This window comes from Pedobacter gandavensis (assembly GCF_032678745.1).
GTDB lineage: Bacteria > Bacteroidota > Bacteroidia > Sphingobacteriales > Sphingobacteriaceae > Pedobacter > Pedobacter gandavensis_C.
This window is the reverse complement of the sequence record NZ_JAVTST010000011.1, coordinates 14,886-35,623: the sequence shown is the minus strand read 5'-3', so window position 1 is coordinate 35,623 and position 20,738 is coordinate 14,886. Positions and strand designations below refer to the sequence as shown.

General features: G+C 38.3%; 36 protein-coding genes. 34 read left to right on the top strand and 2 right to left on the bottom strand.

Annotation, left to right across the window (positions count from 1 at the left end; all coding sequences use genetic code 11):
* Positions 1 to 5: 5 nt before the first annotated feature.
* The 3 genes from rpsG to rpsJ all read left to right on the top strand — a co-directional run bounded on the left by rpsG (position 6) and on the right by rpsJ (position 2,974).
* Positions 6 to 473, top strand: coding sequence for a 30S ribosomal protein S7 (rpsG, locus tag R2S10_RS23425; RefSeq protein WP_062550444.1), 468 nt, complete (start codon positions 6 to 8; stop codon positions 471 to 473).
* An 18-nt stretch (positions 474 to 491) separates the two neighbouring features.
* A complete protein-coding gene (gene fusA / locus R2S10_RS23420) occupies positions 492 to 2,606 on the top strand; it encodes an elongation factor G (RefSeq protein ID WP_316842829.1) in 2,115 nt (704 codons plus the stop codon).
* Between the two features lie 62 nt (positions 2,607 to 2,668).
* Positions 2,669 to 2,974, top strand: a complete 306-nt coding sequence (gene rpsJ / locus R2S10_RS23415; protein WP_008244591.1) for a 30S ribosomal protein S10 — start codon at positions 2,669 to 2,671, stop codon at positions 2,972 to 2,974.
* A 76-nt stretch (positions 2,975 to 3,050) separates the two neighbouring features.
* On the opposite strand, the gene R2S10_RS23410 is transcribed toward rpsJ, so the two are convergent.
* A complete protein-coding gene (locus tag R2S10_RS23410) occupies positions 3,051 to 3,659 on the bottom strand; it encodes a hypothetical protein (RefSeq protein WP_316842828.1) in 609 nt (202 codons plus the stop codon).
* 112 nt (positions 3,660 to 3,771) lie between these two features.
* On the opposite strand from R2S10_RS23410, the gene R2S10_RS23405 reads away from it, so the two are divergent.
* From R2S10_RS23405 to rplQ, 31 genes are all read left to right on the top strand, one after another.
* On the top strand, positions 3,772 to 4,608 hold the full coding sequence (locus R2S10_RS23405) for a sulfite exporter TauE/SafE family protein (protein ID WP_316842827.1): 837 nt from the start codon (positions 3,772 to 3,774) through the stop codon (positions 4,606 to 4,608).
* Entirely contained in the window at positions 4,605 to 5,000 is a 396-nt protein-coding gene (locus tag R2S10_RS23400) for a DUF1634 domain-containing protein (protein ID WP_316842826.1), read from the top strand. Before R2S10_RS23405 ends, R2S10_RS23400 begins: the two co-directional genes overlap by 4 nt.
* Positions 5,001 to 5,148: 148 nt before the next feature.
* Positions 5,149 to 5,766, top strand: a complete 618-nt coding sequence (gene rplC / locus R2S10_RS23395; protein WP_316842825.1) for a 50S ribosomal protein L3 — start codon at positions 5,149 to 5,151, stop codon at positions 5,764 to 5,766.
* A 4-nt stretch (positions 5,767 to 5,770) separates the two neighbouring features.
* On the top strand, positions 5,771 to 6,400 hold the full coding sequence (rplD, locus tag R2S10_RS23390) for a 50S ribosomal protein L4 (protein ID WP_316842824.1): 630 nt from the start codon (positions 5,771 to 5,773) through the stop codon (positions 6,398 to 6,400).
* 1 nt (position 6,401) lies between these two features.
* On the top strand, positions 6,402 to 6,692 hold the full coding sequence (gene rplW / locus R2S10_RS23385) for a 50S ribosomal protein L23 (RefSeq protein WP_062550438.1): 291 nt from the start codon (positions 6,402 to 6,404) through the stop codon (positions 6,690 to 6,692).
* Positions 6,693 to 6,713: 21 nt separating this feature from the next.
* Positions 6,714 to 7,538, top strand: coding sequence for a 50S ribosomal protein L2 (gene rplB / locus R2S10_RS23380; RefSeq protein WP_182957306.1), 825 nt, complete (start codon positions 6,714 to 6,716; stop codon positions 7,536 to 7,538).
* A complete protein-coding gene (rpsS, locus tag R2S10_RS23375) occupies positions 7,538 to 7,804 on the top strand; it encodes a 30S ribosomal protein S19 (protein WP_182957304.1) in 267 nt (88 codons plus the stop codon). Before rplB ends, rpsS begins: the two co-directional genes overlap by 1 nt.
* A 7-nt stretch (positions 7,805 to 7,811) precedes the next feature.
* Positions 7,812 to 8,174 (top strand): 50S ribosomal protein L22, encoded by a 363-nt coding sequence (rplV, locus tag R2S10_RS23370; RefSeq protein WP_062550435.1) that lies wholly within the window; start codon positions 7,812 to 7,814, stop codon positions 8,172 to 8,174.
* 5 nt (positions 8,175 to 8,179) lie between these two features.
* Positions 8,180 to 9,028: a 30S ribosomal protein S3 gene (gene rpsC, locus R2S10_RS23365; RefSeq protein ID WP_062550434.1), complete on the top strand. Its 849-nt coding sequence runs from the start codon at positions 8,180 to 8,182 to the stop codon at positions 9,026 to 9,028.
* Between the two features lie 38 nt (positions 9,029 to 9,066).
* The gene (gene rplP / locus R2S10_RS23360; protein WP_265840681.1) at positions 9,067 to 9,489 is read left to right on the top strand and encodes a 50S ribosomal protein L16; all 423 of its coding nucleotides are present in this window, start codon (positions 9,067 to 9,069) and stop codon (positions 9,487 to 9,489) included.
* A gap of 75 nt (positions 9,490 to 9,564) precedes the next feature.
* The gene (gene rpmC / locus R2S10_RS23355; RefSeq protein ID WP_182957301.1) at positions 9,565 to 9,777 is read left to right on the top strand and encodes a 50S ribosomal protein L29; all 213 of its coding nucleotides are present in this window, start codon (positions 9,565 to 9,567) and stop codon (positions 9,775 to 9,777) included.
* Between the two features lie 13 nt (positions 9,778 to 9,790).
* The gene (gene rpsQ / locus R2S10_RS23350) at positions 9,791 to 10,045 is read left to right on the top strand and encodes a 30S ribosomal protein S17 (RefSeq protein WP_048907439.1); all 255 of its coding nucleotides are present in this window, start codon (positions 9,791 to 9,793) and stop codon (positions 10,043 to 10,045) included.
* Position 10,046: 1 nt separating this feature from the next.
* Entirely contained in the window at positions 10,047 to 10,415 is a 369-nt protein-coding gene (gene rplN, locus R2S10_RS23345) for a 50S ribosomal protein L14 (RefSeq protein ID WP_062550431.1), read from the top strand.
* Between the two features lies 1 nt (position 10,416).
* Complete coding sequence (rplX, locus tag R2S10_RS23340) at positions 10,417 to 10,755, top strand: 50S ribosomal protein L24 (protein WP_202986093.1); 339 nt, start codon at positions 10,417 to 10,419, stop codon at positions 10,753 to 10,755.
* Positions 10,755 to 11,324 carry a 50S ribosomal protein L5 gene (gene rplE / locus R2S10_RS23335; RefSeq protein WP_182957299.1) on the top strand — a complete coding sequence of 190 codons (570 nt, stop codon included), beginning with the start codon at positions 10,755 to 10,757 and terminating at the stop codon, positions 11,322 to 11,324. The genes rplX and rplE overlap by 1 nt, the downstream gene beginning before the upstream one ends.
* Entirely contained in the window at positions 11,324 to 11,593 is a 270-nt protein-coding gene (gene rpsN, locus R2S10_RS23330) for a 30S ribosomal protein S14 (RefSeq protein ID WP_055130472.1), read from the top strand. Before rplE ends, rpsN begins: the two co-directional genes overlap by 1 nt.
* A gap of 114 nt (positions 11,594 to 11,707) precedes the next feature.
* Complete coding sequence (gene rpsH, locus R2S10_RS23325; protein ID WP_062550428.1) at positions 11,708 to 12,106, top strand: 30S ribosomal protein S8; 399 nt, start codon at positions 11,708 to 11,710, stop codon at positions 12,104 to 12,106.
* A gap of 18 nt (positions 12,107 to 12,124) precedes the next feature.
* Positions 12,125 to 12,682 (top strand): 50S ribosomal protein L6, encoded by a 558-nt coding sequence (rplF, locus tag R2S10_RS23320; protein WP_316842823.1) that lies wholly within the window; start codon positions 12,125 to 12,127, stop codon positions 12,680 to 12,682.
* A gap of 5 nt (positions 12,683 to 12,687) precedes the next feature.
* Positions 12,688 to 13,041, top strand: coding sequence for a 50S ribosomal protein L18 (rplR, locus tag R2S10_RS23315; protein WP_316842822.1), 354 nt, complete (start codon positions 12,688 to 12,690; stop codon positions 13,039 to 13,041).
* Between the two features lie 18 nt (positions 13,042 to 13,059).
* Positions 13,060 to 13,578: a 30S ribosomal protein S5 gene (gene rpsE / locus R2S10_RS23310; RefSeq protein WP_062550425.1), complete on the top strand. Its 519-nt coding sequence runs from the start codon at positions 13,060 to 13,062 to the stop codon at positions 13,576 to 13,578.
* Positions 13,579 to 13,582: 4 nt separating this feature from the next.
* Complete coding sequence (rpmD, locus tag R2S10_RS23305; RefSeq protein WP_316842821.1) at positions 13,583 to 13,762, top strand: 50S ribosomal protein L30; 180 nt, start codon at positions 13,583 to 13,585, stop codon at positions 13,760 to 13,762.
* Positions 13,763 to 13,871: 109 nt separating this feature from the next.
* Positions 13,872 to 14,318, top strand: coding sequence for a 50S ribosomal protein L15 (rplO, locus tag R2S10_RS23300; protein ID WP_316842820.1), 447 nt, complete (start codon positions 13,872 to 13,874; stop codon positions 14,316 to 14,318).
* A gap of 13 nt (positions 14,319 to 14,331) precedes the next feature.
* Positions 14,332 to 15,669, top strand: a complete 1,338-nt coding sequence (secY, locus tag R2S10_RS23295; RefSeq protein ID WP_316842819.1) for a preprotein translocase subunit SecY — start codon at positions 14,332 to 14,334, stop codon at positions 15,667 to 15,669.
* Between the two features lie 8 nt (positions 15,670 to 15,677).
* The gene (gene map / locus R2S10_RS23290; protein ID WP_187665847.1) at positions 15,678 to 16,463 is read left to right on the top strand and encodes a type I methionyl aminopeptidase; all 786 of its coding nucleotides are present in this window, start codon (positions 15,678 to 15,680) and stop codon (positions 16,461 to 16,463) included.
* Between the two features lie 71 nt (positions 16,464 to 16,534).
* Positions 16,535 to 16,753, top strand: a complete 219-nt coding sequence (gene infA / locus R2S10_RS23285) for a translation initiation factor IF-1 (RefSeq protein ID WP_008244555.1) — start codon at positions 16,535 to 16,537, stop codon at positions 16,751 to 16,753.
* A 1-nt stretch (position 16,754) separates the two neighbouring features.
* Entirely contained in the window at positions 16,755 to 16,871 is a 117-nt protein-coding gene (rpmJ, locus tag R2S10_RS23280; protein WP_073232286.1) for a 50S ribosomal protein L36, read from the top strand.
* A gap of 81 nt (positions 16,872 to 16,952) precedes the next feature.
* Positions 16,953 to 17,330, top strand: coding sequence for a 30S ribosomal protein S13 (gene rpsM / locus R2S10_RS23275; RefSeq protein WP_062550421.1), 378 nt, complete (start codon positions 16,953 to 16,955; stop codon positions 17,328 to 17,330).
* A 21-nt stretch (positions 17,331 to 17,351) separates the two neighbouring features.
* Positions 17,352 to 17,741: a 30S ribosomal protein S11 gene (gene rpsK / locus R2S10_RS23270; protein WP_041878538.1), complete on the top strand. Its 390-nt coding sequence runs from the start codon at positions 17,352 to 17,354 to the stop codon at positions 17,739 to 17,741.
* A gap of 64 nt (positions 17,742 to 17,805) precedes the next feature.
* Positions 17,806 to 18,414 (top strand): 30S ribosomal protein S4, encoded by a 609-nt coding sequence (gene rpsD / locus R2S10_RS23265; protein WP_062550420.1) that lies wholly within the window; start codon positions 17,806 to 17,808, stop codon positions 18,412 to 18,414.
* A 78-nt stretch (positions 18,415 to 18,492) separates the two neighbouring features.
* The gene (locus R2S10_RS23260) at positions 18,493 to 19,485 is read left to right on the top strand and encodes a DNA-directed RNA polymerase subunit alpha (RefSeq protein ID WP_062550419.1); all 993 of its coding nucleotides are present in this window, start codon (positions 18,493 to 18,495) and stop codon (positions 19,483 to 19,485) included.
* Positions 19,486 to 19,577: 92 nt separating this feature from the next.
* Positions 19,578 to 20,087, top strand: a complete 510-nt coding sequence (gene rplQ / locus R2S10_RS23255; RefSeq protein ID WP_316842818.1) for a 50S ribosomal protein L17 — start codon at positions 19,578 to 19,580, stop codon at positions 20,085 to 20,087.
* A 56-nt stretch (positions 20,088 to 20,143) separates the two neighbouring features.
* Here the strand turns inward: rplQ and R2S10_RS23250 are convergent, their stop codons facing one another.
* Positions 20,144 to 20,701, bottom strand: a complete 558-nt coding sequence (locus R2S10_RS23250; protein WP_316842817.1) for a 2'-5' RNA ligase family protein — start codon at positions 20,699 to 20,701, stop codon at positions 20,144 to 20,146.
* Positions 20,702 to 20,738 lie beyond the last annotated feature (37 nt).

Genomic DNA, 20,738 nt, shown 5'->3' with positions numbered 1-20,738 from the left:
AACAAATGAGAAAGTCAAAACCAAAAAAGAGAATTATCCTTCCTGATCCAAAATTTAACGATGTTCAGGTGACCAGATTTGTAAACAATATGATGTACGATGGAAAAAAATCTATCGCATATAGTATTTTTTATGATGCTGTTGAACTTGCTGAGAAAAAAGCTGGTGAGAACGGTCTAGAAGTGTGGAAACGTGCTTTAACAAATGTAATGCCTGCAGTAGAGGTTAAATCTCGTCGTGTAGGTGGTGCAAATTTCCAGGTACCTACAGAGGTAAGACCTGACCGTAAGATTGCTTTAGGCATGAAATGGTTAATTTCTTACGCTCGTAAACGTGGTGAAAAAACCATGAAAGAAAAATTAGCAGGTGAAATCGTTTCAGCAGCTAAAGGTGAAGGTGCAGCCGTTAAGAAAAAAGAAGATACGCATAAAATGGCTGAGGCTAACAAAGCGTTCTCTCACTTCCGTTTCTAATTTATAGAGGATTATAAAATGTCAAGAGATTTAAAATTTACAAGAAATATTGGAATCGCGGCTCACATTGATGCGGGTAAAACCACAACAACTGAGCGTATCCTTTATTACGCCGGAGTAAATCACAAAATTGGTGAAGTACACGAAGGTGCATCTACGATGGACTGGATGATACAAGAAGCTGAACGTGGTATTACTATCACGTCTGCAGCTACAACTGTATTCTGGCCTTACCGCGGTAATAAATATCAAGTAAACGTTATCGATACTCCAGGACACGTGGATTTTACCGTAGAGGTAAACCGTTCACTTCGTGTTTTAGACGGATTGGTATTCTTATTTTCAGCTGTTGATGGTGTTGAGCCTCAATCTGAAACTAACTGGCGTTTAGCTAACAACTATGCAGTTCCACGTATTGGTTTCGTTAACAAAATGGACCGTTCAGGAGCTGACTTCTTAAAAGTTGTGAAGCAAGTAAGAGAAATGTTGGGTAGCCATGCAGTTCCTTTACAATTACCAATCGGTGGTGAAGATAGCTTTAAAGGTGTAGTTGATTTAATCAACAACCGTGGTATCGTTTGGAATGAAGAAGATAAAGGTATGACCTTTACTGAAGTTCCAATTCCAGAAGATATGCTAGATGAGGTTGCGGAATGGAGAGAGAATTTATTAGAAGCTGTTGCTGATTATGATGAGTCCTTAATGGAGAAATTCTTCGAGGATCCAAACTCAATCACTGAGCGTGAAATTCTTGATGCATTGCGTAAAGCAACTCTAGATGCTAAAATCGTTCCTATGGTTTGTGGTTCATCTTTCAAAAACAAAGGTGTTCAAACCATGCTAGATTTAGTAATGGAATTGTTGCCTTCGCCAATGGATGTGGATGGTATCACTGGTACCAACCCAGAAACAGGTGAAGAAATCACTCGTCAACCAGATGTTAATGAGCCATTTGCAGCATTAGCGTTTAAAATTGCAACCGATCCTTTCGTAGGTCGTTTGTGCTTTATCCGTGTATACTCAGGTAACTTAGACGCTGGTTCATACGTTTACAATGCACGTTCTGAGAACAAAGAACGTATCTCTCGTATCTTCCAAATGCACGCGAACAAGCAAAACCCAATTCCTAATGTAGGTGCTGGTGATATTGCTGCAGTAGTAGGCTTTAAAGATATCAAAACAGGTGATACACTTTGTGATGAGAAACACCCAATTATTTTGGAATCAATGGATTTCCCAGAGCCGGTTATCGGTTTAGCAATTGAGCCTAAAACTCAAGCTGACATCGATAAATTAGGTATTGGTTTATCTAAATTAGCTGAAGAAGATCCTACATTTAGAGTTCAGACTGATCAGGAAACTGGCCAAACTGTAATCTCTGGTATGGGTGAGCTTCACTTAGATATCTTGATTGACCGCTTAAGACGTGAGTTTAAAGTAGAGGTTAACCAAGGTGCACCACAAGTTGCTTACAAAGAAGCAATTAATGGTACGGTTCAACACCGTGAGACTTACAAAAAACAATCTGGTGGTCGTGGTAAATTCGCGGATATCCAAGTTGTTATTTCTCCAATCGATGCGGATTACGAAAAAGGCGGTTTACAATTTGTGAATGAAATCACAGGTGGTTCAATCCCTCGTGAGTTTATCCCTTCAGTTGAGAAAGGTTTCGCAGCATCTATGTCTAATGGTGTATTAGCTGGTTACCCACTGCCTGATATGAAAGTTCGCTTAATTGATGGTTCATTCCACGCAGTCGATTCAGATGCTTTATCATTTGAACTTGCAGCTAAAATGGCTTACCGTGAAGCATTACCAAAATGTAACCCAGTATTGATGGAGCCAATCATGAAAATCGAGATCTTAACTCCTGAAGAAAACATGGGTGATGTAATCGGTGACATGAACCGTCGTCGTGGTCAACTTTTAGGTATGGACACTCGTAATGGTTCTCAAGTAATTAAAGCTACTGTACCTCTTTCTGAGATGTTCGGTTATGTGACTCAATTACGTACCATTACTTCAGGCCGTGCAACTTCTACAATGGAATTTGATCACTATGCACCAGCACCGAGAAACGTGCAGGATGAAGTAGTAGCAAAATCTAAAGGAAGAGTTAAATCTGCAGAATAATAATAATAAATCGGCAGCCGGTTATTAATAGCTCTAACCGGCAGCCTTAATACATATATAAGATGAGCCAAAGAATCAGAATTAAATTAAAATCTTACGATTACAACTTAGTAGATAAATCTGCTGAGAAAATCGTTAAGACTGTTAAACCTACGGGTGCAGTAGTTAGTGGACCAATTCCATTGCCTACAGAAAAGAAAATCTTCACTGTTTTGCGTTCTCCACACGTTAACAAAAAAGCACGTGAGCAGTTTCAATTATGCGCTTACAAACGTTTGTTAGACATTTATAGCTCTAACTCTAAAACAGTTGACGCTTTAATGAAACTTGAACTACCTAGCGGTGTTGAAGTTGAAATCAAAGTTTAACTTTTTAGACGAATAACAAAAAAGCCTTCTGAATTTATTTCGGAAGGCTTTTTTGTTATAGAAGCTTGTCAGGGAATTACTTCCCTTTGTTTTTATACTCATCCAGTTTATTACGCTCGTCCTGCAATTCTCTAGCTAATTTCTTCTCTTTATCATTTGCCTTCGTTTTATAGTTTTGGTATTCCTGAGCGATTTCTTCATATAATGAGCTTCTGTATTTTGCTTCATGCATGAATTTTGCAGAGCGTAAGATCACAATTGCCAATGCAGCAGCCAATACCAGGATCATACTCCATACGATCACATTATATTTACTTTTCGTAAAAGAGATCCCTAAAAAGCTGATCTCATCTAACTTTGCATTAGAGCTGGCTAAAGAGTTTTCGGCACCTGAGATCTGTGCTTTTAAAGCGGTAACGGCCTTCTCCTGTTCAGCGAGTTTGAGCTTAATATTGCTCAGCTGTTTGCGGTTTTGATTGATAGAATCCGATACGCTTTTCCAAAATCCAGCTAATCTGGCTGGATTAATCAGCTTGTAACCATTGATGGTTTTCGATTTTGATAGCATGAACTCATATTGTCCTCTTAAACTTGGATCGGCTTTCGCACTATCTACGGGCAATTGTGCCTGTGTGCTTAATTGGAAGAAGAGTACAGCTATAATGGCGAATATCAGTTTTTTCATAAATGTTTTTTTTAAGGAATTAGCTTTAGTGATGGGACGGAATATTTTTAGTAATCTAACATTCATTTGGTAATTTTATTGTGTTCCAGCGATAGATAGTATATTTGTAGCAATGTCGGTATTACTATTTACAATTATAGTTTTAGCAGGTGCTTTTTTAGCTGGATTGGTTGGCTCGCTGACTGGTTTAGGGGGCGGAGTCATTATCATTCCACTCTTAACACTTGCACTCGGTGTTGATATTCATTATGCTATTGGCGCCTCAATTGTATCTGTGATCGCGACTTCTTCCGGCTCTGCCGCGGCTTATGTGAAAGAAGGGATTACCAATATCCGCATAGGAATGTTTCTGGAAGTAGCCACTACCGTTAGTGCTGTTATAGGTGCTGTAATCACAGTTTATCTGAATCCTGGTTTTATTGCAGTTGTTTTCGGGCTGATTCTTTTGTTCTCTGCAGTAATGATGGTGATCAAGAAAGTTGACCGTTCAGATAACGATACTTCAGGGAAATTAGCCCTGTTTTTTAAGCTGAATGGTACTTATCCTACGGAAAACGGACCAAAAGATTATGCGGTTCATCGGGTTGCAGGAGGCTTTGTGATGATGTTTTTTGCAGGCATTATTTCCGGCTTATTGGGGATTGGCTCCGGAGCTTTGAAGGTAATAGCGATGGACAATATCATGAGAATTCCATTTAAGGTCTCCACTACGACGAGTAATTTCATGATGGGGGTAACAGCTGCTGCCAGTGCAATCGTTTACTTACACCGCGGCCAGATTGATCCAGGGATCGCGATGCCGGTCACTATAGGTGTACTAACTGGTGCTACAATAGGCTCAAAAATCCTGGTTCGTACCAAAACTGATAAGTTAAAAGTGGTATTTGCAGTAGTGGTAACCTTTCTTGCCTTACAAATGATTTATAACGGTTTATCAGGAAAGCTATGAGTTCGATACGAAAAAACTTCTTTGCGGATCGCGACATTCAATTCATTTTGGGGACTTTGCTCCGTGTTGGCGTGATCGCCTCCATGTCTGTAGTCCTGGTAGGAGGCTTTCTTTACCTCTTGTCGAATCATGCAGCGCCGATAGATTACCGTGATTTTAACCCAAACAAATCTGGATTATCCTCTATTCCAGCCATTTTTATCGGATTACGAGAATTAGATCCTAAAGCAATCATTCAATTCGGTACTTTATTATTGATTTTCACCCCTGTTGCCAGGGTAGTTTTCTCGATTTTCAGCTTTCTGGTGGAACGAGATTACTTATATGTTTTAATCGGGTCATTTGTTTTGATGGTGATCATGTATAGCCTGAGTGACAACTTGGTTGGTTAAAAACTAAATAGTGCTTTTTTGAAAAAATAATTAGCTAACTATTTGAAAATTAAGATTTCTTTCGTATTTTTGCCCTCCCTTAAAGGGAATTGTATCCACCTTGAACGAAGCCCTACTGCTTCGATGGGTGTTAAATTAAAAAAAGAAAATGTCAGGTATTATTGGAAAAAAAGTAGGAATGACCAGCATATTCGACGCCGATGGAAAGAACATTCCATGTACGGTGATTGAAGCTGGACCTTGTGTTGTTACACAGGTAAAGACCGAAGAGAAAGACGGTTATGTTTCCGTTCAGTTAGGTTTCGACGAAGCCAAAGAAAAGAACACTACCAAGCCTCTTAAAGGCCACTTTGCGAAAGCAAGCACAACCCCAAAACGTAAATTGGTTGAATTTGAACCGTTCGAAGAATCGTTAACCTTAGGTGATACGGTAACTGTGAACATTTTCAATGAAGGTGATTTCGTGGATGTTGTTGGTACTTCTAAAGGTAAAGGTTTCCAGGGTGTTGTAAAACGTCATGGTTTCGCTGGTGTTGGTGGACAAACTCACGGACAGCATAACAGAATGCGTGCGCCAGGTTCATTAGGTGCTGCTTCTTATCCAGCTCGTGTATTTAAAGGTATGCGTATGGCGGGTAGAATGGGTGGTGACAGAGTAAAAGTTCAGAACTTACAAGTTTTGAAAGTTTATGCTGATCAAAACCTTGTTGTAGTTAGTGGTTCCATTCCAGGAGCTAAGGGTTCTTACGTAATCTTAGATAAGTAAGCAGATGGAAGTTAAAGTATTAAACATTTCAGGAAAAGAGACAGGTGCAACAGTGCAACTTCCTGAGTCAGTATTTGGCATTACGCCTGTTGACCACGCGATCTATTTAGATGTAAAACAGTATTTGGCTAATCAACGTCAAGGTACTCACAAGTCTAAGCAACGTAATGAAATTGCAGGTTCAACCCGCAAACTTTACAAACAAAAAGGTACTGGTGGCGCTCGTGCCGGTAGTATTAAATCTCCATTGTTTAATGGTGGTGGTCGTGTGTTTGGTCCTCAACCACGTGATTATAGTTTCAAATTGAACAAAAAGTTAAAGCAACTTGCACGTAGATCAGCATTGAGCTACAAAGCAACTGATAACAACGTTGTTGTTTTAGAAGACTTTACTTTTGATTCTATCAAAACTAAAAACTACCTAGATTTAGTTAGCGCATTAAACATCGCTGGCGAAAAGACATTGTTGGTTTTACCTTCACAAAATAACAATATCTATTTATCAAGCAGAAACATCCAGAAAGCGAAAGTTATCACTGCAGATCAGTTGAATACATATGATGTATTAAACTGTGGCAAACTTTTGTTCACTGCTGATTCTCTTAAAACAATCGAGGAGGCATTTGCCAAGTAATATGGAATTTTTAAAGAAACCAATATTAACCGAAAAAGCTTCTGCATTAACAGAAAAGTCTAATCGCTTTACTTTTAAAGTAGAACACAAAGCAAATAAATTGCAGATTAAGCAAGCCATAGAGAAAATGTACAACGTTAACATTTTAGCCATTAATACAATGGTTGTAAATGGTAAAGTGAAGTCCAGAAACACTAAAGGTGGATTAGTTACGGGTCGTAGCCCAAAATACAAAAAAGCGATTGTAACCCTGGCAGCAGGCGAAACAATTGATTATTACGCGAATATTTAATAAAGTGAATAATTTATAACTATGGGCTTAAGAAAATTTAAACCAGTCACTCCGGGAACCCGCTTTAGAGTAGGTGCCAGCTTTTCGGAGATTACAGCAACCAAGCCCGAAAAATCATTGGTTGTATCTTCTAAGAAATCAGGAGGACGTAACAATACAGGAAAGATGACTATGCGCTACATGGGTGGTGGTCACAAAAAATCTTACCGTTTAATTGACTTTAAACGTGATAAGTTTAACATTCCTGCAACAGTAGCTACTGTTGAGTACGATCCAAACCGTACCGCTCGTATTGCATTATTGCATTACGCAGATGGAGAGAAGCGTTACATTATTGCACCGGAAGGATTGCAAGTAGGACAAACAGTAGTTTCGGGTGATACAGCAACTCCAGAAGTTGGAAATGCTTTAACATTATCAAACATCCCATTGGGATCGATTGTACATAACATTGAAATTCAACCAGGTCGTGGTGCTCAAATGGCACGTAGCGCAGGTGCTTACGCTCAATTAGCAGCACGTGATGGTAAATATGCAACTGTTAAAATGCCATCAGGTGAAGTAAGATCTATCTTAGTTACTTGTTTAGCAACAATCGGAGCTGTTTCGAACTCGGATCACGCAAATGAAGTATTAGGTAAAGCAGGTCGTAAACGTTGGTTAGGACGTCGTCCTAGAACTCGTCCGGTAGCGATGAACCCAGTCGATCACCCAATGGGTGGTGGTGAGGGTCGCTCATCAGGAGGTCAACCTCGCTCAAGAAACGGATTGTATTCGAAAGGATTCAAAACTCGTTCACTTAAAAAATACTCAAATCGTTTCATCATAGAGAAAAGGAAGAAATAATGGCTCGTTCGATAAAAAAAGGACCGTATATTGACCATAACGTAGAGAAGAAAGTAGTATCTATGAATGAATCAGGTAAGAGGTCTGTAATTAAAACTTGGTCTCGCAGATCAATGATTTCACCAGATTTCGTGAATCATACATTTGCAGTTCATAACGGAAATAAATTTATTCCGGTATACGTAACAGAAAACATGGTTGGTCACAAGCTGGGAGAGTTTGCTCCAACCAGAACATTTAGGGGTCACTCTGAAAAGAAAAAATAATTAAGAGATGGAAGCAGTAGCGAAATTAAACAATTGTCCAACCTCACCACGTAAAATGCGTTTGGTTGTAGATCTTATCAGAGGTGAGCGTGTAGAGAAAGCTTTAAGCATTTTAAAGTTTACCAATAAAGAAGCAGCAATCAGAGTTGAAAAACTTTTATTGTCAGCTATCAAAAACTGGGAAACTAAAAATGAAGGTTCTCGCCCTGAAGAAAACCAGTTATACGTGAAAACGATAATGGTAGGCGGTGGTCGTCAATTAAAAAGACTTAGACCAGCACCTCAAGGACGTGGTTACAGAATCCGTAAGCGTTCTAACCATGTAACTTTGGTAGTAGATAGTAAAAACGTTGAAACTCAAACTAATTAACAGAAATGGGACAAAAAGCACATCCAATAGGAAACAGGTTAGGAATCATCAAAGGTTGGGATTCTAACTGGTTCGGTGGCAACAACTATGCTGATAAATTAGTTGAGGACGAAAAAATAAGAAAATACCTTTCTGTACGTATCGCAAAAGGCGGTGTAGCGAAAGTAGTAATCGAGCGTACGTTAAAACGTATCACGGTAACTATCCACACTGCACGTCCAGGTATTGTGATCGGAAAAGCAGGAGCTGAGGTTGACAAGATCAAAGAAGAGTTGAAGAAATTGACTAAAAAGGAAATTCAAATCAACATTTTTGAGATCAAACGTCCTGAGCTTGATGCACAACTAGTTGCAGAAGGTGTTGCAAAACAATTAGAAGCAAGGATCTCATTCCGTAGAGCAATGAAATCTACTATTGCATCAACGATGCGTATGGGTGCTGAAGGTATCAAAATTATGACCTCTGGTCGTTTAGGTGGTGCTGAAATGGCTCGTAGCGAACAGTATAAAGAAGGAAGAATTCCTTTGCATACTTTCCGTGCTGACATTGACTATGCATTAGCAGAAGCTTTAACTACTTATGGTAAAATAGGTGTTAAAGTATGGATCTGTAAAGGTGAAGTTTACGGTAAACGTGATCTTTCTCCAAACATCGGTTCTGTGAGCAATGCTCCAGGTAAAGGTGGCAGACCAGAAGGTGCTTTCGGTGGTGGAAGAGACAGAGATAACCGTGGCGGTGGCGACAGAAGAAACGACAATAAAGGTCGTGGCGGAAGAGGTCCAGGTCAAGGCGCTCCTGGTGCAGGAAGAGATAATAGAGGCGGAAATACTCCTAACAGAGGTCCTCGTAAATAATTAGTTAACAGATCGTTTAACGATAATATTAGAATAAGATGTTACAGCCAAAAAGAACGAAGTTCAGAAAGATGCAAAAAGGCAGAATGAAGGGTTTAGCAACACGTGGTGCTGAATTGTCATTCGGGTCTTTCGGGATCAAATCTTTAGAGTCGACTTGGATTACAAGTCGCCAGATAGAGGCAGCCCGTATTGCGGTAACTCGTTTCATGAAACGTGAAGGCCAGGTGTGGATTAGAATTTTCCCGGACAAACCGGTAACTAAGAAACCAGCTGAAGTTCGTATGGGTAAAGGTAAGGGTGCTCCAGAATACTGGGTTGCCGTTGTTAGACCTGGACGTATTATTTTTGAAGCCGAAGGTGTTCCTCTAGCAGTAGCTAAAGAAGCAATGAGATTAGCGGCTCAGAAATTGCCGATTCAAACAAAATTTGTAGTACGTAGAGATTACGTAGAAGCATAAAAAAAGTTCTTGGGTTCAATGTTGTAAGTAACTTGTTATTACAACCGCTAGACCCAAGGCATTAAAATTAATAAAATGAAGAACTCAGAAATCACAGGGCTTTCAAAAGAAGAACTAGTAGCCAGGATTGCAGAAGAAACTGAAAATTTAGTAAAGTTGAAATTTGCACATACAATTTCGGCTATCGAAAATCCTACCCGTATTAAAAAGGTAAGAAAAGATATCGCCCGATTAAACACTGAAGTGACGAAGCGCAAATTAGCTGAGTCTGCTACTGAAACAAAATAACTTTAGAGTCGAAATGGAAAGACAATTAAGAAAAACAAGAACCGGGTTGGTAGTAAGCAACAAAATGGATAAATCTATTGTTGTAGCGGTTGAACGTAAAGTGAAACACCCGATCTATGGTAAGTTTGTTAAAAAAACTACCAAATTTATGGCTCATGACGAGAAAAACGATTGCGGTATTGGTGATACAGTACTGATCATGGAGACTCGTCCGCTGAGTAAGAACAAGAACTGGAGATTAGTGGAAATTTTAGAAAGAGCTAAATAACATGGTACAACAGGAATCAAGATTAAACGTAGCCGACAATAGCGGCGCTAAAGAAGTATTGGTTATCCGTGTGCTTGGTGGTACTGGAAAGAGATACGCTTCTATTGGTGACAAAATCGTTGTAACCGTTAAAAGCGCGTTGCCTTCTGGTAACATCAAGAAAGGAACAGTTTCTAAAGCAGTAGTTGTAAGAACGAGAAAAGAGATCAGACGTAAAGATGGTTCTTACATCCGTTTCGACGACAATGCAGCAGTATTATTAAATGCACAAGATGAGCCGCGTGGTACACGTATTTTCGGCCCGGTAGCAAGAGAACTGCGTGAAAAACAATTCATGAAAATTGTGTCATTAGCACCGGAGGTATTATAAAATGAAAAATAAAGTAACTACACCAAAGATTAAAATCCGTAAAGGAGATTTAGTAAAGGTAATCGCTGGCGATTCAAGAGGCCAACAAGGCACTGTGCTTTCTGTATTAATTTCTAAAAGCAGAATTCTTGTAGAAGGTGTGAACCTTGTATCAAAACATACAAAACCAAATGCTGCTAATCCAAACGGAGGTATCATTAAAAAAGAGGCTGCTCTTCATATTTCTAACGTAGCATTAGTTGATCCTAAAACAGGTGCAACTACTCGCGTTGGCAGAAAGCTTAATGCTGATGGGAAATTAGTTAGGGTTAGTAAAAAATCAGGAGAGGAGATCAAATAATGACTTACGTACCAAGATTAAAAAGTAAATATAAAGAGGAAATCGTAGCTGCACTTAAAGATAAGTTCAACTATAAAAGCGTAATGCAAGTTCCTAAGTTAGAGAAAATCGCGATCAACCAAGGTGTTGGACGTTTCTCTGTTACTGACAAGAAGATTATGGACAGCTCTATTTTAGAGATGACTACTATCGCTGGTCAGCAAGCAGTAGGCGCTAAGTCTAAAAAAGATATCTCAAACTTTAAATTACGTAAAGGTATGCCAGTAGGTGTACGTGTTACTTTACGTGACAACAACATGTATGAGTTCTTAGATCGTTTAATTTCTGTAGCTTTACCTCGTATCCGTGATTTCAAAGGTATCAATGATAAAGGTTTTGATGGAAAAGGTAACTACACATTAGGAGTTACTGAGCAAATCATCTTCCCAGAGATCAACATCGACAAAATCAGCAAGATTTTAGGTATGGATATTACATTTGTTACTAGTGCAACTACTGATGTTGAAGCATTAGAACTTTTAAAGCAGTTCGGATTACCATTTAAAAACCAAAATAACACAAATTCATAATGGCAAAAGAAGGTGTAAAAGCTCGCGAAATTAAGCGCCAAAAATTGGTAGCTAAGTATGCTGACAAACGTGCAGAACTTAAAGCTGCTGGTGATTATGAAGGATTAGATAAGTTACCAAAAAACTCATCTGCAGTACGTTTACACAATCGTTGTAAATTAACTGGTCGTCCTCGTGGTTACATGCGTACTTTCGGTATATCAAGGGTATTGTTCCGTGATATGGCATTAGCAGGTAAAATCCCTGGAGTAAGAAAAGCAAGCTGGTAAAACAGCTTTCTTTATGCTAAGGGCTCAGTCCCAAGGCTAGAAACAAAAAAATTAACCGATGGAAGGTCGTCCCGAATGAAATAGGAAGGAAACCACCGTCACAATTAAATAAAAATGAATACAGATCCAATAGCAGATTACCTTACAAGAGTAAGAAATGCCATCAAGGCAAATCACAGAATTGTAGAAATTCCTGCATCAAACCTTAAAAAAGAAATCACTAAAGTTCTTTTTGACAAAGGTTACATTGCTAATTACAAGTTTGAGGACACTACGGTTCAAGGAACGATTAAAATCGCTTTGAAATATAATGCGATCACTAAAATTCCTGCAATCCGTACATTAACTCGTATCAGCAAACCAGGTTTAAGGCAATATGCCGGCGTAGAAAATATGCCAAGAGTATTAAACGGTTTAGGTATCGCAATCTTGTCTACATCTAAAGGTGTTATGACAGATAAAGAAGCAGCCAAACTGAACATTGGTGGCGAAGTTTTGTGTCACGTTTATTAATTAAAGGAGGATAACAAAATGTCAAGAATAGGAAAAGCCCCAATTAATGTACCTTCAGGTGTAACAATTACTGTATCTAACGATAACGTAGTAACTGTTAAAGGACCAAAAGGAGAATTGACTCAAGCAGTTGATTCTGATATCACTGTAAGTCAAGAAGAAGGCGTAGTTACTGTAACTCGTCCTTCAGAGCAGAAAAGACACAAAGCTTTGCACGGTTTATACCGCTCATTGCTAAACAATATGGTTATTGGTGTTACAGAAGGATATAAGATTTCTCAAGAATTAGTAGGTGTTGGTTACCGTGCTACAAACACAGGAAACACTTTAGATCTAGTTTTGGGTTACTCTCACCACTATGTATTCCAATTACCGGAAGAAATTAAGGTAACAACAACCTCAGAAAAAGGTCAGACTCCTAAAATCATTTTAGAAAGTATTGACAAACAATTGATCGGTCAAGTAGCAGCAAAAATCCGCTCGTTACGTACTCCTGAGCCTTACAAAGGTAAAGGTATCAAGTTTGTAGGTGAAGTGTTAAGAAGAAAAGCAGGTAAATCAGCTTCTAAAAAATAATCAAAATGGCAGGAAAAAAATTATCTCGTAGAGATCGTATAAAAAAAGGAATCAGAAAAAGATTAACAGGTTCTGAAAGCCGTCCACGTCTATCGGTATATAGAAGCAATAAAGGAATTTATGCTCAAATCATTAACGACGTAACCGGTAATACAATTGTATCAGCTTCGTCTTTGTCAAAAGACTTTTCTGGAACTGGAAACAAATCTGAGCAATCATTAGCTGTAGGTAAATTAGTAGCTGAAAAAGCTATTGCAGCTGGGATTAAAGAAGTAGTTTTCGACAGAAATGGTTATTTGTACCATGGACGTGTTAAATCGTTGGCAGAAGGTGCTCGCGAAGCTGGTTTAGTATTTTAATCTGAAAATAGGATAAGAATGTCAACTATCAATATAAAAAGAGTTAAGACTAGCGAGATCGAATTAAAAGATCGTTTAGTTAGCATACAACGTGTTGCCAAAGTAACCAAAGGTGGACGTACTTTCAGCTTCTCAGCCATCGTGGTTGTTGGAGATGAAAACGGAATCGTAGGTTACGGATTAGGTAAAGCAAAAGAGGTAACTGAAGCAATCGCTAAAGGTATCGATGATGCTAAAAAGAACTTAGTAAAAGTTCCTCTATTAAACGGTACTGTTCCTCATGAGCAAATCGGTAAATTCTCTGGTGGTTTTGTATTAATCAAACCAGCTGCAGTAGGTACAGGTGTTATTGCTGGTGGTGCAATGCGTGCAGTATTAGAGAGTGCTGGTGTACACAACGTATTAGCAAAGTCTAAAGGTTCATCAAATCCTCACAACGTGGTAAAAGCAACAGTAGATGCTTTAACTAAGATGCGTGATGCTTATACCATCGCTCAACAACGTGGTATTGATTTAAATAAAGTTTTTAACGGATAATATTATGGCTAAGATCAAAATAACCCAGGTAAAAAGCATTATCGATAGAAGTGAACGCCAAAAAAGAACGATGAAAGCATTAGGTTTAACTAAAATGAACCAAAGTGTAGAAGTGGAAGCTAACGCTGCCATCATCGGTATGGTGAGAAAAGTGAATCACTTAATTGCTATAGAGAGTATATAAATTTTTAAAGGTTGTAAATGTGGTTTATATAATTACATTTGCAACCTTTAAATATGTTTAACCGTTGTCCCTGATTAGTGAAAGCGAAGGGCAACATAAGTTTCAAAAAATGAACTTAAGTAATCTGAAACCTGCAAAAGGTTCTACAAAGAATGTTAAAAGAATTGGTCGTGGTACTGGTTCTGGACGTGGTGGTACTTCAACCCGCGGTCACAAAGGTGCTGGATCTCGCTCTGGTCACAAAACCAAAATTGGTTTTGAGGGTGGACAGATGCCATTACAACGTCGTGTACCTAAGGTTGGTTTCAAACCTATTAACCGCGTAGAATACGTAAGTGTAAACTTAGACGTAATTCAAGCATTAGCTGAGAAATTTAACTATACTACAGTGGATTTTGCTACATTGCAAAACCATGGTTTAGCGCACAAAAATGACCTGGTAAAAGTACTAGGCCGTGGTGAAGTTAAATCTAAGTTAGAAGTTAAAGCTCATGCCTTTTCTGCTACCGCACAACAAGCTATTGAGGCTGTTGGAGGCTCAATCGAAAAATTGTAATTAATTGTAATTAATGAAGAAGCTGTTTACTACTTTAAGTAATATTTGGAAAATTCAAGAATTGAAAGAGCGTATTGTATTTACGCTCATGATTCTTTTGGTTTATAGATTTGTATCTCATGTGGTGCTACCAGGTGTTGACGCAACTCTTTTAGGCAATAATGAAAAGTCTGGTCTTTTAGGTCTCTTGGATATGTTTGCCGGAGGTTCGTTTTCACGGGTATCTATCCTTGCCTTGGGTGTTATGCCTTATATTTCTGCCTCAATTGTAGTTCAGCTATTAGGTATTGCTGTTCCTTCATTCCAGAAAATGCAAAAGGAGGGTGAAAGTGGCAGGAAGAAACTAAATCAGATTACACGTTATCTAACCGTAGCCATTACCGCTGTTCAAGCTGTTGGTTATGTTAAAACACAAGTTCCTACAGAAGCAATCGTTATTGATCATACTTTATTTTATGTGATGGCAACATTCGTGTTGGCAGCAGGTACTTTATTTGTGATGTGGTTGGGTGAGAAAATCACCGATAAAGGTATTGGAAATGGTATTTCACTAATCATCATGGTTGGTATTATCGCCAGATTGCCAATCGCTTTATACCAGGAGATTACTTCAAGGTTCGTTGGGGACGGTGGCTTAATCGCCCTTGTTCTTGAGATTGTGGCTTTATTTGCAGTAGTGATGTTTACCATCATGATTGTTCAAGGTGTACGTAAAGTACCAGTTCAATATGCAAAAAGGATTGTTGGTAACAGACAATTTGGTGGGGTAAGACAGTACATTCCTTTAAAAGTGAATGCTGCCGGTGTAATGCCGATCATCTTTGCTCAGGCATTGATGTTTATCCCTGGATTCATTCCTCAGTTCTTTCCTTCTTTACAGAACACCTGGTTGATTCAGTTCAGTGACTATACTTCATTAGCGTATAGCTTAACTTTTGGATTTTTAATTATTGCATTTACATTCTTTTATACTGCAATTACCGTTAACCCTACTCAAATGTCGGACGACATGAAGAAGAACGGTGGATTCATTCCTGGTATCAAACCAGGTCTGGCTACCTCAAGCTTCATAGATGATGTAATTTCGAAGATCACCTTCCCAGGTGCAGTTTTCCTTGCCATCATTGCAGTACTTCCTTCAGTAGCCGTTAAATTCGGTATCAAATCAGAATTTGCCCATTTCTATGGCGGAACTTCTTTGTTGATCCTGGTAGGTGTGGTATTAGATACTTTGCAACAAATTGAAAGTTATTTGTTAATGCGTCATTATGATGGTTTAATGAAAACAGGTAGAGTTACCGGTCGCACAGGAATTCCTGCTGCAACGGCTGGTAGCAACGCAGTGATCTAAAATATAGTATGTCTAAGATCTATTACAAATCTCCTGAGGAGATCGAGTTAATAAGAGAGAGTTCTTTACTCGTATCTAAAACTTTAGCTGAAGTAGCTAAGGTGATTGGTCCGGGCATCACTACAAAAAAATTGAATGACCTGGCTGAAACGTTTATCAAAGACCACGGAGCAATCCCAGCTTTTTTAAACTATAACGGCTTCCCGTATTCACTATGTATTTCGCCAAATGAGCAGGTTGTTCATGGCTTTCCAGGTGAATATGTGATACAGGAGGGAGACTTGATCTCTGTCGACTGTGGGGTCATTCTAAATAAATACTTTGGCGACTCTGCTTATACTTTCTCCATCGGAGAAATAGACGCAGAAAAGCAAAAGTTAGTAGAGGTGACTAAAGAGTGCTTAAGACTTGCCATAGAGAAGGCTGTCGTAGGATCAAGGATCGGAGATGTAGGCTATGCTGTACAGGCGCATGCGGAGGCGAATGGATTTGGTGTAGTGAAGGAATTAGTAGGTCACGGAGTTGGGGTTCAATTGCATGAAAAACCTGAAGTACCAAATTATGGTAAACGCGGGATTGGAATTAAACTGGAAGAGGGAATGGTGATCGCTATAGAGCCTATGATCAATGCAGGTACAGCGGGTGTTAAGTTCTGGTCAGACGGCTGGACAGTAACCAGTAAGGACAATAGGCCATCAGCTCATTTCGAGCATACGGTGGCAGTTAAAAAGGGTAAAGCAGACGTTTTATCGACTTTTTCAGTTATTGAAGAAGTTTTAAATAAAAAAAGGTAATTAATTAAATTTTTTTATTTAATTTTGCAACCCTGTTTAGTAGCAGCTAATTAAGTAAATATCAATATTATATGGCTAAACAAGCCTCAATTGAACAAGACGGTGTAATAAGAGAAGCACTATCCAATGCCATGTTCCGAGTGGAACTAGAGAATGGTCATGAGATAATAGCTCATATTTCGGGTAAAATGAGGATGCACTACATCAAAATTTTACCTGGAGACAAAGTCAAATTAGAGATGTCGCCTTACGATTTATCAAAAGGCAGGATTACTTATAGATATAAATAAAATGAAAGTTAGGTCATCAATTAAAAAACGTAGCGCTGATTGCAAGATTATTCGTCGTAAAGGTAAACTTTTCGTGATTAACAAGAAAAATCCAAAATATAAGCAACGTCAAGGTTAAGAAATTATTGATTGTGATGAAGATTGAATGTACAGGATACTCAATCTCGTTCATTCAGTTAATCAAACATTTAGTACAAATATGGCAAGGATATCAGGTATTGATTTACCAAGAAACAAAAGAGGCGAAATTGGTCTAACGTACATCTTCGGAGTAGGTAGATCAACTGCTCAACGTATTTTAACGGAAGCAGGTATCGATTTTAACAAGAAAGTACAGGATTGGTCTGACGATGAGTTGTCGGCTATCCGTACCATCATCAACGACGGCGTAAAAGTAGAAGGTGCTTTGCGTTCAGAAGTTCAGTTGAACATTAAACGTTTAATGGATATCGGTTGTTACCGTGGATTACGTCACAGAAAAGGTTTGCCGGTACGTGGACAACGTACTAAGAACAACTCTCGTACACGTAAAGGCAAGAGAAAAACAGTTGCTAACAAGAAAAAAGCTACTAAATAAAATTAGTACTGAATAAGAATTATGGCTAAGAGTAAAAAAGTTACCAAAAAGCGTATTGTTGTAATTGAGCCTGTTGGTCAGGCGCACATCAATGCTACTTTTAACAATATCATTGTTACTTTAACAAATAACAACGGTCAAACTATTTCATGGTCTTCTGCAGGTAAAATGGGATTCAAGGGTTCTAAAAAGAACACTCCTTATGCAGCAGGTCAAGCAGCATCTGATTGCGGTAAAGTAGCATTTGACTTAGGTCTTCGTAAAGTAGAAGTTTTTGTTAAAGGTCCAGGTTCAGGTCGTGAGTCAGCAATTAGAACATTGCAGATCTCTGGTATCGAAGTAACCTCTATCAAAGATATCACTCCGCTTCCGCACAACGGATGTCGTCCTCCTAAAAAGAGAAGAGTATAATTATTAATTTTTAAAGCTAAGAGTCTGTAGCTTAAGGCTACACGATACTTTAAATCAAAGAACAATGGCAAGATATACAGGACCAAAGTCCAAAATCGCCCGTAAATTCAGAGAGCCAATTTTCGGCCCTGATAAGGTATTAGATAGAAAAAATTATCCTCCTGGACAGCACGGTGCTTCCAAAAGAAGAGGTAAACAATCCGAGTACGCAGTACAGTTAATGGAAAAACAGAAAGTTAAATATACTTATGGTGTATTAGAACGTCAGTTCCGTAACTTATTCACCAAAGCATCTTCTCGTGAAGGTATTACTGGTGATAACTTATTGCAATTATTAGAAGCTCGTTTAGATAACACAGTATACAGATTAGGTATTGCTACAACACGTTCAGCTGCACGTCAGTTAGTTAGCCATAAACACGTAACAGTTAACGGTGAAGTAGTAAACATTCCTTCATATCAATTAAAAGCTGGTGATGTTGTTGCAGTTCGCGAAAAGTCTAAGACTTTAGAAGCGATTACTAATTCAGTAGCAGGCAGAGTAATCAATAAATTCAATTGGTTAGACTGGAATGCAAGTGAATTGTCAGGTAAGTTCTTAACTTATCCTAACCGTGATGAGATCCCAGAAAATATCAAAGAGAACCTTATAATAGAGTTATACTCTAAGTAATATATTTAGTGAATTGCCTTCTGGGCAATTCACTTTATTTCATTACATAATTTTAATAACGATCTAAAAACATTATAAATGGCAATTTTAGCATTTCAGAAACCCGATAAGGTAATCATGCAGAAATCAACAGATTTCGATGGTATATTTGAATTTCGTCCTTTAGAGCCCGGTTTCGGTGTAACAATTGGTAATGCCCTAAGAAGAATTTTACTTTCTTCTTTAGAAGGTTATGCCATTACAAGTATTCGTTTTTCTGGCGTATCTCACGAGTTTTCTACAATGAAAGGTGTTGTAGAAGATTTGACGGAAATCATCCTTAACTTGAAACAAGTACGTTTTAAGAAAGTTGGTGATTCTGGTGATTCTGAAAAAGTTTTCATTTTAGTAAACGGGCAAGATCAGTTTACCGCTGGAGATATTACAAAATTCTCTAACAACTTCGAGGTTCTTAACCCTGATTTCGTTATTTGTAACATGGAAAAAACAGTGACTTTAGAGGTAGAATTAACTATCAATAAAGGACGCGGTTATGTTCCAGCTGAAGAAAATAAAATCAATGATGCTGTAGTTGGTGTAATCGCAATCGATTCGATTTTTACCCCAATGAAAAATGTAAAATACTCGATTGAAAATTATCGTGTTGAACAAAAAACAGATTATGAAAAATTAATTCTAGATATCTCTACAGATGGATCTATCCACCCTGAAGAAGCACTAAAAGAAGCTGCGAAAATCTTAATCCAGCACTTTATGTTGTTCTCTGATGAGAATTTAGTATTAGAATCTCAAGCTAAAGAAGAAACTAAAGAAGTTGATGAGGAAATTTTACATATGCGTAAAATCCTTAAAACTGAATTGGTTGATTTAGATCTTTCTGTACGTGCATTAAACTGCCTTAAAGCAGCTGATATCCGTACTTTAGCTGACCTGGTTTCTTATGATGTTGCTGATATGTTAAAATTCAGAAACTTCGGTAAAAAATCATTGACTGAGATTCAGGAATTGGTGAAATCTAAAAGCTTATCTTTCGGTATGAACTTATCGAAATTCAAACTTGACGAAGAGTAAACCAATACTACCCCTAAATAACAATATTGTTAATCGTGTATAATTCCCTCAGATAAACATCAAAGAGACGGTATACACTGAATAAAATCAAAATGAGACACGGTAAAAAAAATAACCACTTAGGAAGAACAGATTCACATCGTAAAGCGATGTTGGCTAACATGGCTTCATCGTTAATTAAGCACAAGAGAATTCAAACTACTTTAGCTAAAGCAAAAGCTTTGCGTATGTATGTTGAACCTCTTTTGACTAAATCTAAAACTGATACTACACACTCTCGTCGTATCGTTTTCAGTTACTTACAAGATAAAGAAATCGTTACTGAATTGTTCCGTGATGTTGCAGCTAAAATTGCAAACCGTCCAGGTGGTTACACAAGGATCATTAAATTAAACAACCGTTTAGGTGATAATGCTGAAATGGCATTAATCGAATTGGTTGATTACAATGAAGTTTACGGTAAAGAAGTGGAATCTGCTGAGAAGAAAACTACACGTCGTGGTAGAACTAAAGCTAAAAAAGCTGACGATACTACAGTTGAAGCTGCTCCAGTTGCTGAAGAAGCTCCAGTTGAAACTAAAGCTGAAGATAAAGGCGAATAATTTATTCCCTCATCATTATAAGGAAAACCCTGTCCATTTTGGATGGGGTTTTTTCTTTATAGAGGGATTTCTAATTGCTCCGGGCCTGATTGACAATAGTAATGCCTCAACACATTCCAAGTACTGCCATCATGCTTTAGTAAGCTGAAGTGATTCACTTCGAACATTGCATGGAAAGTTTTACTTTGATAGTAATCCAATATTTCCTGATATTTGGCCTCGTTAACATCTCGGTAAGCAATGGTAAGATGCGGGGTTAAGGAGTCATGGAGATCCTTGCCATAGGATTTCGTAAGGACTTTTATCTGCTGGTATAAACGGTCAATTTGCTTGTTTTTTGTGCCGGCTATATAGACTGCTCGGGCATTTTGAAAACCCGAAAAATTCTCCAGTTCCTGTATGAAGGGTTTGAAATTTCTAGCCCCGTTAAGGCTGCTGATTAATTGTGCTTCATAACTTTCCTCCAGGCTTCCAATAAACCTTAAGGTGAGGTGGACTGGCGGTCTCAGTGCTTTATAAATCTGAAATGTTTGGGAACACTCCCTTCGAATTTGATCAATCGCTATACTCAGCCCCTTTGGTGGAAGCATGGCAATTAAATAACGCTGTTTCATAAAGCTAATTTACTATTCCTTTTACAAAAGGGTATCT

What these genes read in the sequence shown, in the direction of transcription:
- rplX (WP_202986093.1), top strand. Translation starts at nt 10,417, where the DNA reads ATGAAAAATAAAGTAACTACACCAAAGATTAAAATCCGTAAAGGAGAT.
- rpsG (WP_062550444.1), top strand. Translation starts at nt 6, where the DNA reads ATGAGAAAGTCAAAACCAAAAAAGAGAATTATCCTTCCTGATCCAAAA.
- rpsJ (WP_008244591.1), top strand. Translation starts at nt 2,669, where the DNA reads ATGAGCCAAAGAATCAGAATTAAATTAAAATCTTACGATTACAACTTA.
- rplE (WP_182957299.1), top strand. Translation starts at nt 10,755, where the DNA reads ATGACTTACGTACCAAGATTAAAAAGTAAATATAAAGAGGAAATCGTA.
- rpsE (WP_062550425.1), top strand. Translation starts at nt 13,060, where the DNA reads ATGTCAACTATCAATATAAAAAGAGTTAAGACTAGCGAGATCGAATTA.
- rpmD (WP_316842821.1), top strand. Translation starts at nt 13,583, where the DNA reads ATGGCTAAGATCAAAATAACCCAGGTAAAAAGCATTATCGATAGAAGT.
- rpsK (WP_041878538.1), top strand. Translation starts at nt 17,352, where the DNA reads ATGGCTAAGAGTAAAAAAGTTACCAAAAAGCGTATTGTTGTAATTGAG.
- R2S10_RS23250 (WP_316842817.1), bottom strand. Translation starts at nt 20,701, where the DNA reads ATGAAACAGCGTTATTTAATTGCCATGCTTCCACCAAAGGGGCTGAGT.
- rplO (WP_316842820.1), top strand. Translation starts at nt 13,872, where the DNA reads ATGAACTTAAGTAATCTGAAACCTGCAAAAGGTTCTACAAAGAATGTT.
- rplN (WP_062550431.1), top strand. Translation starts at nt 10,047, where the DNA reads ATGGTACAACAGGAATCAAGATTAAACGTAGCCGACAATAGCGGCGCT.
- secY (WP_316842819.1), top strand. Translation starts at nt 14,332, where the DNA reads ATGAAGAAGCTGTTTACTACTTTAAGTAATATTTGGAAAATTCAAGAA.
- fusA (WP_316842829.1), top strand. Translation starts at nt 492, where the DNA reads ATGTCAAGAGATTTAAAATTTACAAGAAATATTGGAATCGCGGCTCAC.
- rpsQ (WP_048907439.1), top strand. Translation starts at nt 9,791, where the DNA reads ATGGAAAGACAATTAAGAAAAACAAGAACCGGGTTGGTAGTAAGCAAC.
- rplF (WP_316842823.1), top strand. Translation starts at nt 12,125, where the DNA reads ATGTCAAGAATAGGAAAAGCCCCAATTAATGTACCTTCAGGTGTAACA.
- rpsN (WP_055130472.1), top strand. Translation starts at nt 11,324, where the DNA reads ATGGCAAAAGAAGGTGTAAAAGCTCGCGAAATTAAGCGCCAAAAATTG.
- map (WP_187665847.1), top strand. Translation starts at nt 15,678, where the DNA reads ATGTCTAAGATCTATTACAAATCTCCTGAGGAGATCGAGTTAATAAGA.
- rplV (WP_062550435.1), top strand. Translation starts at nt 7,812, where the DNA reads ATGGAAGCAGTAGCGAAATTAAACAATTGTCCAACCTCACCACGTAAA.
- R2S10_RS23410 (WP_316842828.1), bottom strand. Translation starts at nt 3,659, where the DNA reads ATGAAAAAACTGATATTCGCCATTATAGCTGTACTCTTCTTCCAATTA.
- rpsM (WP_062550421.1), top strand. Translation starts at nt 16,953, where the DNA reads ATGGCAAGGATATCAGGTATTGATTTACCAAGAAACAAAAGAGGCGAA.
- rpsS (WP_182957304.1), top strand. Translation starts at nt 7,538, where the DNA reads ATGGCTCGTTCGATAAAAAAAGGACCGTATATTGACCATAACGTAGAG.
- rpsD (WP_062550420.1), top strand. Translation starts at nt 17,806, where the DNA reads ATGGCAAGATATACAGGACCAAAGTCCAAAATCGCCCGTAAATTCAGA.
- rplQ (WP_316842818.1), top strand. Translation starts at nt 19,578, where the DNA reads ATGAGACACGGTAAAAAAAATAACCACTTAGGAAGAACAGATTCACAT.
- rplD (WP_316842824.1), top strand. Translation starts at nt 5,771, where the DNA reads ATGGAAGTTAAAGTATTAAACATTTCAGGAAAAGAGACAGGTGCAACA.
- rplR (WP_316842822.1), top strand. Translation starts at nt 12,688, where the DNA reads ATGGCAGGAAAAAAATTATCTCGTAGAGATCGTATAAAAAAAGGAATC.
- R2S10_RS23260 (WP_062550419.1), top strand. Translation starts at nt 18,493, where the DNA reads ATGGCAATTTTAGCATTTCAGAAACCCGATAAGGTAATCATGCAGAAA.
- rplW (WP_062550438.1), top strand. Translation starts at nt 6,402, where the DNA reads ATGGAATTTTTAAAGAAACCAATATTAACCGAAAAAGCTTCTGCATTA.
- rpsH (WP_062550428.1), top strand. Translation starts at nt 11,708, where the DNA reads ATGAATACAGATCCAATAGCAGATTACCTTACAAGAGTAAGAAATGCC.
- rplC (WP_316842825.1), top strand. Translation starts at nt 5,149, where the DNA reads ATGTCAGGTATTATTGGAAAAAAAGTAGGAATGACCAGCATATTCGAC.
- infA (WP_008244555.1), top strand. Translation starts at nt 16,535, where the DNA reads ATGGCTAAACAAGCCTCAATTGAACAAGACGGTGTAATAAGAGAAGCA.
- R2S10_RS23400 (WP_316842826.1), top strand. Translation starts at nt 4,605, where the DNA reads ATGAGTTCGATACGAAAAAACTTCTTTGCGGATCGCGACATTCAATTC.
- rplP (WP_265840681.1), top strand. Translation starts at nt 9,067, where the DNA reads ATGTTACAGCCAAAAAGAACGAAGTTCAGAAAGATGCAAAAAGGCAGA.
- R2S10_RS23405 (WP_316842827.1), top strand. Translation starts at nt 3,772, where the DNA reads ATGTCGGTATTACTATTTACAATTATAGTTTTAGCAGGTGCTTTTTTA.
- rpmC (WP_182957301.1), top strand. Translation starts at nt 9,565, where the DNA reads ATGAAGAACTCAGAAATCACAGGGCTTTCAAAAGAAGAACTAGTAGCC.
- rpmJ (WP_073232286.1), top strand. Translation starts at nt 16,755, where the DNA reads ATGAAAGTTAGGTCATCAATTAAAAAACGTAGCGCTGATTGCAAGATT.
- rplB (WP_182957306.1), top strand. Translation starts at nt 6,714, where the DNA reads ATGGGCTTAAGAAAATTTAAACCAGTCACTCCGGGAACCCGCTTTAGA.
- rpsC (WP_062550434.1), top strand. Translation starts at nt 8,180, where the DNA reads ATGGGACAAAAAGCACATCCAATAGGAAACAGGTTAGGAATCATCAAA.